Source organism: Bacillus sp. C30, assembly GCF_040838255.1.
GTDB classification, from domain to species: Bacteria; Bacillota; Bacilli; order Bacillales; family Bacillaceae_G; genus Bacillus_A; species Bacillus_A mycoides.
The window spans coordinates 1-15,514 of record NZ_JBFPJH010000065.1 but is presented as its reverse complement, the minus strand read 5'-3'; the positions used below and the strand labels follow the sequence as shown (position 1 = coordinate 15,514).

Here is a 15,514-nt window from a genome sequence, read left to right as displayed (position 1 = left end):
ATCTACTACAGATACTTTTTTTATTGTTTCGATTATTTTTTGCATAGCGATACTTTTAAAAATAAGTCCTTCGTGTTCATATGTTTCTCTTAATTCTTTTTTATATGTTTTTAACTGATTATCCATTTCCTCTACCTTTTGACGTAATTGATAGAGTTCTGTAAGATCACGAGAATAACTAATCACTCTTCTTAAATTTCCCTCATCATCAAAAACAGGCCTTGTACGAACATGCAAATACTCTCCTGATTTCGTTGTTTGAACAAGTTCAACTGGCCTTTTCTTTTCAATTACTTCTAACGTTGCAGACGGATAAAAAATCCCTTCTTTTTGTAGTTCTTTTACATGCTTTCCTACTAATTCCTTAGCAGAGAGCTGGTAATGTCTTTCACACATGCTATTTACACGTACAACGATTCCTTTATCATCCGTAACAAAAATTTCGTCAAATGCATATTCAAATACATCTTGTAAATCCATCAACACTCGTTCCTTTTCTGCAACCATCCTAGCCACCCCTTACTTTAAATCCATCGATTCACTTCACTACCTTTATTATAAAGTGAATTTTCTGCATTTTATATAGAGTAAGCTAGAATGTTTTCAATTTGTTATTTATACAAATCTATTTATATTTTTTCAACACATAATTCGCTGCCTTGAAAAATACAGAATGCCATCGCAACCACACCCTCACTTTGTTTTAGCTTGGCATGGGGCAGGAAAAGGGGCTGACCGATTCTATGCATGGCCAGATGCTCTCTTTCGCCTAAAAAGAAAAGCTTTATGCCCTTTTTTAAGTTATCCCAATTCTTTATACACGAGCGATATTTGCTTGCTCATAACAAGCTTGCAATGATTCTTCAATTATTGTTAAACCTTCCTCAAGTTGCTCATCTGTAATCACTAATGGCATTAAAACACGAATAACATTTCCATATGTTCCTGCTGATAGTAGAAGTAATCCATGCTTATTTGCCTCTGCACATAAATTAGACGCTAATGTTTTATCAGGCGCTTTCGTCTTGCGATCTTGAACGAGCTCGAATGCACACATTGCCCCTAAGCCGCGCACATCACCGATGCAATTATATTTGTTTTTCATCTCTTGGAATCGGTTCATTACCACTTTCCCTACTTCTATCGATCTATCATTTAATTTCTCTTTTTCTATTACATCAAGCACAGCTAATGCAGCCGCACATCCTAGTGGGCTTCCTGCATACGTTCCGCCCAGTTCTCCCGGTGCAGACTCATTCATAATTTCTTTACGCCCAATCACGCCGCTTATCGGTACACCAGCACCTAATGATTTAGATACCGTAATTAAGTCTGGAACGACATCATAATGATCAATTGCAAAGTATTTTCCGGTACGACTAAAGCCTGTTTGAATTTCATCAGCTACAAATAAAATACTGTGCTCTGAACAAATGCTGCGTACTTCTTGAACGAATTTCTTACTTGGAACGATAAATCCGCCTTCCCCTTGAACAGGTTCCATTACAACTGCTGCAATTGTTTCTGGTGCTACTTCTGATATGAAGAAGTTCTTGAACTCTTCAATGATAAAGTCATCATACTGCTCTTCTGTTAAACCTTCTGGGCGACGGTATTCATATGGGAATGGCGCTTTATATACTTCTGGAGCAAATGGGCCAAATCCAAATTTATATGGTTTTACTTTACTTGTCATCGTCATTGTCATTAATGTACGCCCATGAAATCCTTTAGAAAATGCGATAATTCCAGGTCTCTTCGTATATTTACGAGCAATCTTCACTGCATTTTCAACCGCTTCTGCCCCACTATTTAAAAACAGCACTTGTTTATCGAAATTACCTGGCGCTAATGCGGCCAGCTTTTCTGCCAATTCAATATATGGCTCATACATCATCACATTAAATCCAGTATGAATATATTGATCTACTTGTTTATGAAGCGCTTCTTTAACGGCTGGATGACAGTGTCCTACATTAATTGTCCCAATTGCTCCTGCGAAATCAATGTACTGATTTCCATCCACATCTGTTACGAGTGCACCATTTGCAGACTGTACAAATGTTGGAATACCATTACTTACTCCTTTTGGTACTATATTTTGGCGGCGTTCTAATAAAGACGCTGCTTTCGGTCCTGGAATTTGTTCATTTACTTTAGCAAATTTTTTTGTGTTCATTGTGTACCCCATCCTTTTCTATACAATGTTTTCTCTTTATATTGCAAGATGTATGCCAACTTCCTCTTTCTAGTATTCATCCCATTCTCTTACTATCTCGGCATAAAAAAATAAGTCTATAAAGACTCATATAGAGTCCTTATAGACTTATTCATTTATACATTAGACTTTCCTTGTTCCCAAATAAACTCACCTGAATGAGAAATTAAATCTTCAACAGATTGTAATACTAAATCTGCAAGTGGTTCTAGCGTTTGACGATCACCCGTACCAGATAGTACGCCAATCGCATAACAGTCGCCACCATTTTTCGCTAAATATAAATCCGTCGGTGTATCCCCGACGACTGCTACTTCACATGTCTCTAAATTAAATCTCTCACAAAACGATTCTACAATTTTTTTATCTGGCTTCTGTGCTGGAAATGTATCTGAAGCTATAACACAATCAAAAAAAGCTTCCAATTGATATTGCTTTAAAAATAATTCTGTCGGCGCGAAATCATCAGCTGTAACGACACCTAGAATAAACCCTCTATCCTTTAACGCTTGTAAAACTTTCGGTAAATCTGCCGTCATTCTCATATGTGAACGATGCTCGTACATAAGAGCAAACAACTTTTCACTCACCCATTGATGCATCTCTTCTTCTCTAGATGATGCAATATACTTACAAAGCCCCTTGGCCACATCAAGACTCGTTCCAGCAGCGAGCGCACTACGCGGATGAACAAATGCTCCATCTACGCCAATCTCTTTTAATAAAGCCTGCTGCATTGATTCTGGTAATTGATATAAATTTATACATTCTGCAACAAGCTCTTCAGCTACTTTTATCCAAATTGAATGAAAATCCATTAATGTCCCATCTTTATCAAATAGTATTGCTTTTACCTTCTCCATAGCACCCTACCTCTCATTTCTTATCTCTTCCAGTGTATCAATAAAATATGGATATAAAATAAACGGATTGTAAAAATACCATAAAAATCAAACTAACTTACAATTTACAATTCATCTGCACATAGAGAAACCTTAATCAGTGGGGGAATCTTATTACTCGCAAATAGTGAGGTGAAAGCAAAAAAAAGATGCCTTTACAGGGCATCCTCTTGATGTTCAGGAACAAATAGTTCCAGACAATGATATATATTTTCAAATTCCATTGGTGCATCTCCGCCATATTCACCATCTAAGTTGATCATTAATTTATCAGGTGAATGCACTTTAATACGATTCGCTTGTGTATATAGTACTTTCGGATTGTTAATATGTTCCCCACGCTGCGCTTGTGTTGCTGCTTTAATTAAATCAGCGATAGAACCTTTTTTCAGTACTAATAAATCAAATAATCCATCGTTAATAGATGCATATGGTGCTACTTTTTCGAATCCACCAACTGAACGAGTATTCGTAATTAAAAACATCGTAATTTCTTCTTGTAGCAACTTCCCATCATACTCAATTTCAACATATGTTGGATGTAATGATGGTAACATTTCGATTCCTTTTAAATAGTAAGCAAGTTGGCCTAATACCGTTTTTAGCTTGCTTGGTACTTCATATGTTAATTCTGTAATACGGCCGCCACCAGCGATATTAATGAAATATGTATCATTCGCTCTACCAAGATCTAACGGTACCGTTGTTCCTTCACAAATAATATCCGCAGCCTCTTCAATAACACGAGGCACACCGATCGCACGCGCAAAATCATTTGTCGTTCCAACTGGAATAATTCCAAACTTTGGACGATGCTCATGTCCTACTAAACCGTTCACTACTTCATTTAATGTACCATCACCACCAGCTGCGATAACAACATCAAACTTACGATCCGCAGCTTGCCTCGCTGCCACAGTCGCATCTCCAGGACCAGTTGTCGCATGACAAGACGCTTCATATCCAGCTTGTTCTAATTTTTGTAATACTTCTGGTAAGCTCTTCTTAAATAGCTCGCGCCCAGAAGTAGGATTATAAATAATTCTTGCTCGCTTCATCATTTATTAGCACAGGAAATTCCTTATTCATTGAAAAACGAATACACCGAACCCTTATTCAGTATCCCTATGCTTACCTCCTCTCATCTTCCTATCCTTCTTTAATTCCGCTCAAACAGGCAGTAAGAACCCGATTCGTGTAGCCCATCAAAAGTAACTATTCACTCCTGATAGTTTTGCTTTATTTAACCAAGAAATTTATCCCGCATTAACAGGCAGTAAAACTCTCACATCAATTTACATATAATGAATAATAATTATCTATTATTTCATGAGATGAAAAAACTCTCTATGTCTAGATTTATCATTATTCCCACCTTTTTGCAACTATCATACCATAGTTGCTATACAAACATTTTTTCACTTTTGACAGTTAATCAAACGTTTGTTTAAATTATTTTTCACCATTTAAACAAACGTTTGATTAACTCAGAAAAAACACCCAAATACGGGTGTTTTTTCTGTTTAATCTTTAAGAACCTATACTATTTTAGCGTTCAAAAATAAGAATTCTTCTCTTTTTTTAGCGCTTATTAATCTCTTCAAGTAAGATTTTATTAACAAGCGGTGGATTTGCTTGTCCTTTTGTAGCTTTCATAATTTGACCAACTAAGAAGCCAATTGCACGGTCTTTACCGTTTTTAAAGTCTTCAATAGATTGCTCATTATTATCAAGAATTTCTGTTACAACCTTACAAAGTGTTCCTTCGTCAGAAATTTGAACAAGACCTTTCGCTTTAACGATTTCTTCTGGGTCTCCACCTTTTTCAATTAATTCATTAAATACTTTCTTCGCGATTTTAGAAGAAATTGTACCTTTTTCAATTAATTGAACCATTTTAGCTAAGCCAGCTGGCGTTAATGCAACGTCTTTTAATTCTTTTTGTTGTTTGTTTAAGTATGCAAGTACTTCACCCATTAACCAGTTTGATGTTAATTTCGCATCAGCACCGTCTGCAACTGTTGCTTCAAAGAAATCAGACATCTCTTTCGTTAATGTCAATACATGCGCATCATAAGCTGGTAAGCCAACTTCTTCAACATAGCGAGCTTTACGTGCATCTGGAAGTTCTGGAATAGAAGCACGAATTTCTTCTTTCCACTCATCATCGATGTAAAGTTCAACTAAGTCTGGCTCTGGGAAGTAACGGTAATCGTCAGATCCTTCTTTTATACGCATTAAGATTGTTTTCTTCGTTGCTTCATCATAACGACGTGTTTCTTGTTGGATGATACCGCCAGATAATAATTCTTTTTCTTGGCGCACTTGCTCATGCTCAAGACCTTTTTGCACGTAAGTGAAAGAGTTTAAGTTTTTCAGTTCTGCTTTTGTACCGAACTTCTCTTGTCCAACTGGACGAAGTGAAATATTCGCATCACAACGAAGAGAACCTTCTTCCATCTTACAATCAGATACACCTGTATATTGAATGATTGATTTTAACTTCTCTAAGTACGCATATGCTTCTTCTGGAGTACGCATATCTGGCTCAGATACGATCTCGATTAAAGGCATACCTTGACGGTTGTAGTCTACTAATGAACCGTCAGCTGCATGCGTTGATTTACCAGCATCTTCTTCTAAATGAAGACGTGTAATACCGATACGCTTCTTTTTACCGTCTACTTCGATTTCAATCCAACCATTTTCACCAATTGGCTTATCAAATTGAGAGATTTGGTAAGCTTTCGGATTATCTGGGTAGAAATAGTTTTTACGGTCGAACTTCGTTTCCGTTGCGATTTCACAGTTTAATGCCATTGCAGCTTTCATTGCAAAGTTAACTGCTTCCTTATTTAAAGTAGGAAGTACCCCTGGGTATCCTAAGTCAATTACACTTGTTTGTGTATTTGGCTCCGCTCCGAATTCTGTTGGACTCGCAGAGAAAATTTTCGAATTTGTTTTTAACTCAACGTGAACCTCTAAACCAATAATTGTTTCTAAATTCATCTATGCTCGCCTCCTTACAGACTTGCTTTTTTTGTATGATAGTCTGTTGCTTGCTCAAACGCATGTGCAACGCGGTAAATCGTCGTTTCATCGAAGTGTTTACCAATGATTTGTAGACCAAGTGGCATGTTGTTAGCACCGAATCCACATGGAACAGAAATCGCTGGAACACCCGCTAAGTTTACTGGAATTGTTAAAATGTCATTTGCATACATTGTCATTGGATCGTCCACTTTTTCGCCCACTTTAAATGCTGGAGTTGGCGTTGTTGGTCCAATAATAACATCGTAGTTAGCAAATACATTTTCAAAGTCATTTTTAATTAATGTACGTACTTGTTGTGCTTTTTTGTAATATGCATCATAGTAACCAGAGCTAAGAGCAAATGTACCAAGCATAATACGACGTTTTACTTCATCACCGAAACCTTCGCTACGTGTATTTTTGTAAAGATCTAATAAGTTATTTACATTATCAGAACGAACACCGTAACGTACGCCATCAAAGCGTGAAAGGTTCGCAGATGCTTCAGAAGAAGATAATAAGTAATACGTTGCTAGAGCGTATTTAGAGTGCGGAAGAGATACTTCCTCCCAAGTTGCGCCCATACCTTCTAACACTTTTAAAGCAGCTAGTACTGACTCACGAGCTTCTTCGCCAACACCTTCGCCTAAGTATTCTTTCGGTACAGCAATACGTAAACCTTTAACATCGCCTGTTAAACCAGCTAAGTAGTTTCCTACTTCAACGTTTGCAGAAGTTGCATCCATACGGTCAATACCTGAAATAGCTTGTAATAAGTATGCATTGTCTTCTACTGTACGTGTAATCGGTCCGATTTGGTCAAGTGAAGATGCGAATGCTACTAATCCGTAACGAGATACGCGTCCGTAAGTTGGTTTTAAACCTACAACGCCGCAATATGCAGCTGGCTGACGGATAGAACCACCCGTATCAGAACCTAGAGAGAATAATACTTCTCCTGCTGCTACTGCTGCTGCAGAACCACCACTAGATCCGCCTGGAACGTAATCTAAGTTCCATGGATTTTTTGTAGCGTAGAAGCCTGAGTTTTCATTTGAAGAACCCATTGCGAACTCGTCCATATTTAATTTACCGATTGTAACTGTGTCAGCAGCTTTTAGCTTTTGTACAACTGTCGCATCGTAAATTGGATCGAAGTTTGCTAATATTTTGCTCGCACAAGTTGTACGAAGACCGTTAGTTACAATGTTATCTTTTACACCAATTGGCATACCGAATAATAAACCATTATCCTCAGCACCAATCTTTGCATCTAATTCTTTCGCTTTCGCGCGTGCATTTTCTTCATCTAATGTAAGAAAAGCTTTTACGTTATCTTCAACATCCGAAATACGTTTGTAAGATTCTTCTACTAAATCCGTAACGGAAATTTCTTTGTTGTTTAACTTCTTATGTAACTCTGATACAGAATGATCAAATAATGACATCGAAATTCCCTCCTCTATTCTAATACTGCTGGAACACGGATTTGATTATCTTTGTGATCCGGTGCATTTTTTAATACTTCTTCTACTGGTAAACCTTTTTCTGGCACATCTTCACGCATAACATTTTTCATAGTTAATACATGAGTTGTTGGTTTTACATCAGTTGTATCTAATTCATTTAACTGTTCTGCAAATGTAACAATTGCATCTAGTTGTTTTTGAAATTTTTCTGCTTCTTGATCAGTAATTGCAAGACGTGCTAAATGTGCTACGTGCTTTACATTCTCAACGGAAATTCTTGACACGGCTAGGCCACCTCCATAATATATCGTTCAATCTACAATACTATTGATGATACCAAATTTTCAGTACTTCAAGCAAGTCAACACACGGCACTTACGGTATTTTTACATAAAAAAAGAAAGGCAAGTGCCTTTCTTTACAATTTACTCTTTATCTAACGATTTATTTTTCGGAAATCTTTCATTATCTTCCTCATTATCACGAATTGTTTTTTGTAATACAAAACAAGACATCGTTAAAAATAATGTTCCGATTAAATAGTACCCTTTTACACTAAGCGTTTCATCTAACGTGTAAATCCCAATTAGCATTCCTGAAAGCGCACAAACAAATGAAGTCCATTATCTATAAAACTTTAATTTCCTAAAACCGCAACAAACAGCTACATCACGCAGTTTTGTACTATATCTAAATTTATAAATAGCAACATATTTCTGGTTATTTAAGACCAATTTGTTACCGCGAAAATCCAAAATGAAACTAATAAAAAAATAAAAGAGCACAGCGTGTTAATAAGGTGTTCCACCACCCTATTAACCGTCCGCCTACTCTAGATAGGCAAACACTTGCTGTACTCTTACGAACTATTTTACAGTACGTAAGGGTTCCTCCGCAACAGTTTGCTTACATTTTGTGGCATACTGTTGCTTTTTTATTTCGGAGGAGACGAGCCCTTATGAAAAAATTGACTGCTTATAATTCCGAAGTTCAAAAATATATGCAACAAAACAGATTAAGTACACAAAAGAAAAATGACATCATTGATGCTATTAGAAAACGTATCGATGATACGAATCAAAGTTTCGAACGTTTATTTCCTTCTCGATCTAAACGAAAAGATGTGATGGATCATATTATTTATTTACTTTCAGGAAATGGCATATGCAAAATTTCTGCCGAGACATTAGCTGATAAAGCTGACTGTTCGGTAAGAACTGTGACTGATACTGTTCGCGCATTAAAACACACAGATGAAATCTTGGTCGCTGGATTAGCTGACGGTAAAAATAAATATGTATTTGTATTAAAAACGCATCCTAATTTCACAACAATTATGAAAGAGGTATTTTACATAGATGCCGACCAAATTGCCGAACTAAATGCCAATCAGGTTGCCGAACAGAAAAATCATGAATCCCTTGAGTCTGTAGGGCTAGAGACCGAAAAAACGAGTTCTAACTATAATAACTCTATTAACTCTCTTAATTCTTTAAAACAAGAAAAAAATAATGATATAGTATCCTTAACGGAATCAATTGAAAACGAATTTAAAGAAGCTCAAAATGATGAACAAAAAGAGTTCGAAAGAGTCCATACATATTATGTGAATGAATACCAAGAAATGATGTACCATACAATCAAAGCTGGAACGTATCACCCTGTTCTAAAAGCAAACGCATCTATTATCGGTTTACGTGTGGGTAGCAATTGTGGTAAAAGTTTATTCTGTCTTGCATTAAATGCGCTAAGTAAAGTTGATAGATTTTTGAAAAACAACGGCACTCTTACAGACAGTGTACAAGCCTTATTTACGAAAGTTTATAGTGATAACATCAAACTATCTAAAGCACCTAAAAAAGCTAGCACAAGTAATTCTGATGCATCAAAAACACCTACAAAAGTACTTTTTTATAATTGGTTAGAAGAGAGCGGTTCAAAAGAGCCGTCCACAAATACAATAGACAGCTCTCTTGCTCCAGGTGTATATTATAAAATATCTAAAGAAGAAGCTGATGAAATGGGATTATATTAGGTATATACAGTTACTACTATACCTTAACAACCATTTGATTCATGAAATCATGAATAGATTTTGCTTGAAATATGCGTAAATTAGGGGTATTTATTTCATAGTGTTTATCTGAAATCATAAGGATCGAGGGGAAAAATTTAGAATTCTGCGGTTGCCAAGACTCTTCTTGCCATTTCAAACTATGAAAGTAGGATTCATAACGATTCATTTTTTCTTGCATCATCTTGTGACTATAGACGGACCTCTGAACTTCAATAAAGAATGGAGACTTACGCCATATGGTAAATACGTCAGGTTCCATATATTCTTTTCCATATTTAGGTTCAACTTTAAACAGTTTTGGATTTTCATACTGAATAAGTTGCTTATAGACATCCACAATAGCGAGAAAATGTGGGATTTTTTGACTCGTTTTCCGGATGGTACTAGGCTGTGGAAAGTAAATATACGGTTGATGTGAAACATTTGCATCCACACTCCCGTCTCTTCTTAATCGTTTCATAACTGCATTGCAACAAGTAACGGCTTTCTTGAGTTCTTTGAAGTGTAAATCAATAATATCATCACGTGACAAGCATCGAAAACGACGTAAGTCTTTTAAAATGGCTTTGTCTCTACTCTTCATTTTCCAACACCCCAAACACAGGAAGTTCTTCTTGTTGCGGATTTTGAAGTAAGATTCCGTCTTTTGGTACACGATAAGGCTCTACGATTTCTTTCGCTTTACTTAATTCTAAATATGGAGCTTGCATTTTCTTTAATCCATTCAGCTTTAGAATCATTTGCCCCGATTGCTCTAAGTGTTCTGATCCAGGCGTACCCATGATGTTGCTGTTAATTGTACTATCACATTTAAAGCCCATTCTTACGGTCATATTGAGCTTTAACTTACCGGCCAACACTTTCGCATCTGGTCGCTGCATACTAAGCATAAGAAACACTCCAAGTGATCGGCCGACTGCTGAAATCTTTTCAATTATAGTCATACACTCTTTCTCATCTTGAAGCATTGCTACTTCGTCAATTGCAAGTAAGATATATGACTTCTGGTTGTCAGGATTCAATTTGTTGTATTCATCAATATGATCCACTTCATACTTTTCCATTAACTTTCTACGCTCCCGTATTTCCTTCCACACTTTTTGAAGCATTATCTTCATTTCAATTTCTTCCATGCAAACCTCTTTTACATGCTTTACTCGTCGCAAGAAATGGAATTCAGAGTTTTTCAAGTCTCCTAAGTACAAATGTAGTTTATCAGGAGGCATGCTTTGAATAAGTGTAGACAATACAACTCGCACCATACTACTTTTACCGCTACCTGTTTCCCCTGCTATTAGTAAATGTGGTGTATTAGAATCAATCATGTCATACACAATCATATTCCCTAATTGGTCACGTCCTACCACAACAGGAAGTCGATATTTTTGCAATAATGGCTGCCACTTCTTATAACTGTAGTTGTATTGTTTTAATCCAGTATCCGAAAGGAATACATGAAGTACAAACTTTTTAATTTTTCCTTCGACTGCTATATTCCGTCCTAATATTTGCTGAAAACAAAACCATTTCTTTTCGATAGTTTTCGGATCCAGACCATTTGGAATGGTAAATATATATCTAACACTTCCTCGTGTGGAAGAAATATCATGTATCTTAGGATAGATTGGCACCTTCCCCCCTCGTGTTTGATGGTCAATATATAAATTAGCCTTGTGGAAGACCTCTGCAAGTTGATGTTTTAAATTACGCTCGTGTAACCACTCTCCGATAATCCCCATGTTATACCTCCTAGAACATGATTAAAATTCTGATAAACATATAACCAATGAAACAAATTCCGCCTATTCTTGTTCCATGATAAATCCCATCCGATACAAATTTAGCCGCTGATACATAATCGTTTTTCACCAGGTATTTCTCAAGCAAAACTGCTCCAATTAAAACTGTTCCCATTACACCTAATGCAAGGTAAGTATTTATTATTTGGTCCGACATATGAAGAAATGCCATTGGGCTTATAGAATTGTATTTCCGTATTTTTTGTTCTTTATTTTTGTACGATCCATCCACAAATGAACGAAAAGGGATTACTTGTTTTCTTGTAAACATAAACCCATCCCCTTTAATTTTTATCGTGTTCCGCGCAAGATTCAGAGCAATATTTCTTTCCGTTCAATCTCCAATACAACCAAGTAGATAAAAGGCATTTACAATAATCACAAGTTTCTTCTGATGTCATCTTGATGTTCAATGCTCCCGCCCCTTTTTTAACAGAATGTAAAATCTAGGTGTAACAAGGTTTCATCCCCACATTACCATGGTAGGTTTACCTTGATAGGAACCATGATAGCTACCGTGGTAGAAATTCAAAACTTACCATGGTAGTAATGCATGCTCTTACCTTAGTAACCTCTCATTCTTCTGCCTTAGCAATTACCGTGGTAACTGCTCTGGTAAATCATATGGCATACAGTTTGTACTTTTTCTAACTTTTTTTCCAAAGTTTAAAAAAGTTAGAATTCGTCCAAGCTAATATTGAGGTGATAAACATGTTCGGATTGGGGAAAAAACGTACAAAATTCGGTCGTTATTTAGATTCAAATAAAATTAAACAAATTGAATTAGAACGAACATCCAAGCTAAGTACAGCGACCATTTCTAAGGTTTGCAGTGATAAAAAGTATAAGCCAAAGTTTTCAACAGTAGTTCAAATCGTTAAAGGAATGAAAAAGTTAGGAAAAAATATAAATGAAGATGATTTTTGGATGTAGACACGAATAAACAAAAAGTATATACTCTAATTATTAACACCGAAAGAAAATAAAAAAGGACGCTTTTCCTATTGGAAGCGTCCTTTTTTATTCGTTAATGTTAACATATTATAAACTCCCAAAGCATAGGTTAAATCCCCCTGGCATGATGCCATTTTATATATAGAAAAACACTCCTGTTCACAACACCAGGAGTGCTTTTCTCATATTCCAGCATGTTACTACATAAAATAAAATTACACGCGTTACTCTTGTATAGTAATCATCCTATGTAACCAGGGTACTCCTCAAGAGTGCTCTGGTTTTTATTATCAATTTTAATAAAAATATTCTTTTGCTAAAAAATCACTTCACATACACATAGGCTTCATTTATTGTTACATGGTATGTCTTACCCTTATGGTTATTTCCAGTTAGATATTCCCTTTTTACAAAGCGCCTTTTATTATCTTGAAGGCGTCTTTTTTATATCAGCTCATATAGTTACATATATTAAAAATGATAACGAGAGCAGAGGTCATCTTATCCTAGGAGAGATGACTTTTTCTTCATTGGTAACAAATACCAAAATTGAACATATACTGTTTTCGTATGACTTATATATTAATTTTCAAGGAGTGAAAATATGGCTAATTTATCTGATATTTATCCGATTCCTTATAATGTTTTAGCAGATCCATCTAAACTCCCCCTTGTCATTAGTAGACTGGATGATGACCTGATTGATGATCGATTCACAGCAACTATGAATGAATTACAATCTCTCTGGGATACATTTGGAAACATTACAACACAGTCCGTTAATGTGGTTATGGATTCATTTTTTAAAGGGGAAGTTGATTGGATAGCAATGACTAAAGCAACCTTGAAGTTTGCTACATTCATTCCAATTCCTGGTATAAAAGCAGTAGCATCCTTTGCTAATTTTTTTTTCAGTCTTTTCTTTCCAAAAAAGTTAGGGAACAAACAAGTAGATACTTTTGAGCTTATTAAAGGTCGAATTGAATTAATGATACAAAAAGACATACAACAAGCAGAGTATAACTCCTTAATGAATAAGCTTACAGGTCTTAAAGACGCTGTAGAAGAATTTCAAAAAAGGGTTGATGTTGCAACCTGTAATGGTAGGAAGCCAGTTTTAGTGCAAGTAAGTGCTGAAAAACTGGATTGCACTAAAACTCCACAAGATCCTTGTTGTTTAAATGCACAGCACGATACCTGTATTCCATATGCTTGTCAGTTAGATAATGATGAAATAAAGAGTTCGTATAATGCGCTTGATCTAATATTCACCAAAGCCTTGCCAGATTTCAACATAAGGGGGCTTGAGCCTTTTTCACTTCCTTTATTCTCTATGGCTGCCACAATGCATCTAGTCTTAATACAAGGTTCTGTAGATCATGGGAAAGATTGGGGATTAACTGATCAAACGGTACAGGACAGAACTGCTGATCTACAAGAAAAGATTAAAAAGTATAGCGAAATAGCTTATGATACATTTAAACTTGGATTAAAGGACGTAACCGATGCAAAATATAAAGATACACCAACTAAAAAAAATGCAATAAATGATTATATTCGAGCAATGACTTTATATTCCTTAGATATTGTAGCACAATGGCCTACTTTAGATAGATTTACTTATTCTACCGATACCATACTAGAGCAAACACGATTTGTATTATCTTCTGGATTTACTCATATTGACAAAAATAACACGCAATACTGGGGAAACAGCCCTGCAGATTTAACTTCTGCAACAGATGGAAGTCGAACTATGTCCTATTTTGGAGGACATCTCGATTCACTCTCGTTAGTTGATAAACAATACTACAATTGGACTAATAGATTTAAATTAAGTCAGCACATCTCATTCCCTAATACTGGGAAAACACAAACATTTGACGGAGGCATGGAACCAAATAATAATAGGATAGGTGCGAATACACCAACAATTAACCGAAATAACCCTCTTATATGTGCAGACCTATTCACATCGTTTTTTCCTAATTCTGAAAATAGAACTGTACAGACAGATTCTTTTGGCTTTAAGTTTGCGGATAATAGCAGTTATTCTTGGCCTGATACGTCTAACCCATGTACAAATCTAATAATAGATCCTGATAATTACAGTGAGGGAGATCGCCCTTGTTGCCCTCCAACTCCTGGTACTCCATCTGCTACTAGGATTCACAACTGTTGTGTACCTAATCCAAATCAACCTGGTCAAAACTTATGTTGTACAGACGAAGATCCTCAGGGGCCAGGCAGCACGGGGAAGAGAAAATGTGAAAGTCTCTCTGAGCCGAATAATCCAATGTGTTATCCAGGTGACCCGTCTCTCATAGATCAAAAAATTTGTTGTATCTATCCGCTAGTGGTTCATAATTATCATGGTGGAGAGCTGAGCGCCTATGATGGGAAACTAGCAGATACTGATTTCCAATTTTCTTCTATGGTCAACGCATATGTTGATTACAAAACATTACCAGACAATGTAATAGGGGCGCATGATTCTAAATCTGGAAACCCATTTCTTCAGGCAATCCCTGCTGAAAAGTGTGATCGGGACTCAACTACTTTTAAAAGTGCAGTTGAAATAATCAATGGTGCGAATGCAATGAAATCTACTCAATCAGGTGAAGTTTTACGTTTACCAATGACAAATTTACTACCACGATCTTATCTTATTCGATGTCGAGTTGCTACACCAGCGTCAGGGTCTCTTCAAATTAACATACAAAACACAGCGGCACAATTATTAAGCCAAACAACCGTGACATTAGAAAATACAGATAATATTGGGAAAAATGACCATCAAAGAGGTATTAAAGGAGATAATGGTTATTATGTGTTATTTAAAGCAGCCCAGGAATTATCCATCCCTTCAGGAAAGATCATTGTGGAAATAAAAAATAACACGAATAATATTGTTGTTTTAGACCGTATCGAATTTGTTCCAATACCAAAATTCCCTGTAAATAGTAGCTTACCTAAAACTATTACAAACCAAGATACAACAAGAACGATTTGGGCAGGTCCCATTCCTGCTAACACTCTTTCTATTCAAGGTACAGTATCCA

13 protein-coding genes and 1 pseudogene are annotated in these 15,514 nt (G+C 36.1%); 3 read left to right on the top strand and 11 right to left on the bottom strand.

Annotated features, from left to right (window positions below; genetic code table 11):
• From AB3X49_RS09395 to AB3X49_RS09360, 8 genes and pseudogenes are all read right to left on the bottom strand, one after another.
• Positions 1–507: PAS domain-containing protein (locus AB3X49_RS09395; RefSeq protein WP_367961698.1), on the bottom strand; the 507-nt coding region annotated here is incomplete at its 3' end.
• A 307-nt stretch (positions 508–814) separates the two neighbouring features.
• The gene (gene gabT, locus AB3X49_RS09390) at positions 815–2,179 is read right to left on the bottom strand and encodes a 4-aminobutyrate--2-oxoglutarate transaminase (protein ID WP_367961696.1); all 1,365 of its coding nucleotides are present in this window, start codon (positions 2,177–2,179) and stop codon (positions 815–817) included.
• Between the two features lie 155 nt (positions 2,180–2,334).
• On the bottom strand, positions 2,335–3,081 hold the full coding sequence (locus tag AB3X49_RS09385) for an HAD family hydrolase (protein ID WP_002029491.1): 747 nt from the start codon (positions 3,079–3,081) through the stop codon (positions 2,335–2,337).
• Between the two features lie 194 nt (positions 3,082–3,275).
• The gene (locus tag AB3X49_RS09380) at positions 3,276–4,181 is read right to left on the bottom strand and encodes a diacylglycerol kinase (protein WP_002010051.1); all 906 of its coding nucleotides are present in this window, start codon (positions 4,179–4,181) and stop codon (positions 3,276–3,278) included.
• Between the two features lie 520 nt (positions 4,182–4,701).
• Complete coding sequence (gatB, locus tag AB3X49_RS09375; RefSeq protein WP_016126487.1) at positions 4,702–6,129, bottom strand: Asp-tRNA(Asn)/Glu-tRNA(Gln) amidotransferase subunit GatB; 1,428 nt, start codon at positions 6,127–6,129, stop codon at positions 4,702–4,704.
• 14 nt (positions 6,130–6,143) lie between these two features.
• Positions 6,144–7,601, bottom strand: a complete 1,458-nt coding sequence (gene gatA, locus AB3X49_RS09370; protein WP_002010048.1) for an Asp-tRNA(Asn)/Glu-tRNA(Gln) amidotransferase subunit GatA — start codon at positions 7,599–7,601, stop codon at positions 6,144–6,146.
• Between the two features lie 14 nt (positions 7,602–7,615).
• Positions 7,616–7,906: an Asp-tRNA(Asn)/Glu-tRNA(Gln) amidotransferase subunit GatC gene (gene gatC / locus AB3X49_RS09365; RefSeq protein WP_000086999.1), complete on the bottom strand. Its 291-nt coding sequence runs from the start codon at positions 7,904–7,906 to the stop codon at positions 7,616–7,618.
• 141 nt (positions 7,907–8,047) lie between these two features.
• Positions 8,048–8,245 (bottom strand): annotated as a pseudogene (locus AB3X49_RS09360) (YiaA/YiaB family inner membrane protein); the annotation flags it as partial.
• A gap of 335 nt (positions 8,246–8,580) precedes the next feature.
• Here AB3X49_RS09360 and AB3X49_RS09355 point away from each other — a divergent pair.
• Positions 8,581–9,657, top strand: a complete 1,077-nt coding sequence (locus AB3X49_RS09355) for a cytosolic protein (protein WP_367961691.1) — start codon at positions 8,581–8,583, stop codon at positions 9,655–9,657.
• A 16-nt stretch (positions 9,658–9,673) separates the two neighbouring features.
• Here the strand turns inward: AB3X49_RS09355 and AB3X49_RS09350 are convergent, their stop codons facing one another.
• From AB3X49_RS09350 to AB3X49_RS09340, 3 genes are read right to left on the bottom strand one after another with little or no spacing between them, the layout of a single operon-like run.
• Positions 9,674–10,282: a replication-relaxation family protein gene (locus tag AB3X49_RS09350; protein WP_367961689.1), complete on the bottom strand. Its 609-nt coding sequence runs from the start codon at positions 10,280–10,282 to the stop codon at positions 9,674–9,676.
• On the bottom strand, positions 10,272–11,438 hold the full coding sequence (locus tag AB3X49_RS09345) for an FtsK/SpoIIIE domain-containing protein (protein ID WP_367961687.1): 1,167 nt from the start codon (positions 11,436–11,438) through the stop codon (positions 10,272–10,274). Before AB3X49_RS09345 ends, AB3X49_RS09350 begins: the two co-directional genes overlap by 11 nt.
• 10 nt (positions 11,439–11,448) lie before the next feature.
• Positions 11,449–11,769: a hypothetical protein gene (locus AB3X49_RS09340; protein WP_367961684.1), complete on the bottom strand. Its 321-nt coding sequence runs from the start codon at positions 11,767–11,769 to the stop codon at positions 11,449–11,451.
• Between the two features lie 440 nt (positions 11,770–12,209).
• Here AB3X49_RS09340 and AB3X49_RS09335 point away from each other — a divergent pair, with 440 nt between their 5' ends.
• Positions 12,210–12,431, top strand: coding sequence for a transcriptional regulator (locus tag AB3X49_RS09335; protein ID WP_367961682.1), 222 nt, complete (start codon positions 12,210–12,212; stop codon positions 12,429–12,431).
• A 625-nt stretch (positions 12,432–13,056) separates the two neighbouring features.
• Positions 13,057–15,514 (top strand): insecticidal delta-endotoxin domain-containing protein (locus tag AB3X49_RS09330; RefSeq protein ID WP_367961680.1); only part of this gene is annotated, 2,458 nt, incomplete at its 3' end.

Excerpts from the sequence above, each read along its gene's own strand:
- gabT (WP_367961696.1), bottom strand. The coding sequence starts at position 2,179 with ATGAACACAAAAAAATTTGCTAAAGTAAATGAACAAATTCCAGGACCG.
- AB3X49_RS09385 (WP_002029491.1), bottom strand. The coding sequence starts at position 3,081 with ATGGAGAAGGTAAAAGCAATACTATTTGATAAAGATGGGACATTAATG.
- AB3X49_RS09380 (WP_002010051.1), bottom strand. The coding sequence starts at position 4,181 with ATGATGAAGCGAGCAAGAATTATTTATAATCCTACTTCTGGGCGCGAG.
- gatB (WP_016126487.1), bottom strand. The coding sequence starts at position 6,129 with ATGAATTTAGAAACAATTATTGGTTTAGAGGTTCACGTTGAGTTAAAA.
- gatA (WP_002010048.1), bottom strand. The coding sequence starts at position 7,601 with ATGTCATTATTTGATCATTCTGTATCAGAGTTACATAAGAAGTTAAAC.
- AB3X49_RS09355 (WP_367961691.1), top strand. The coding sequence starts at position 8,581 with ATGAAAAAATTGACTGCTTATAATTCCGAAGTTCAAAAATATATGCAA.
- AB3X49_RS09350 (WP_367961689.1), bottom strand. The coding sequence starts at position 10,282 with ATGAAGAGTAGAGACAAAGCCATTTTAAAAGACTTACGTCGTTTTCGA.
- AB3X49_RS09345 (WP_367961687.1), bottom strand. The coding sequence starts at position 11,438 with ATGGGGATTATCGGAGAGTGGTTACACGAGCGTAATTTAAAACATCAA.
- AB3X49_RS09340 (WP_367961684.1), bottom strand. The coding sequence starts at position 11,769 with ATGTTTACAAGAAAACAAGTAATCCCTTTTCGTTCATTTGTGGATGGA.
- AB3X49_RS09335 (WP_367961682.1), top strand. The coding sequence starts at position 12,210 with ATGTTCGGATTGGGGAAAAAACGTACAAAATTCGGTCGTTATTTAGAT.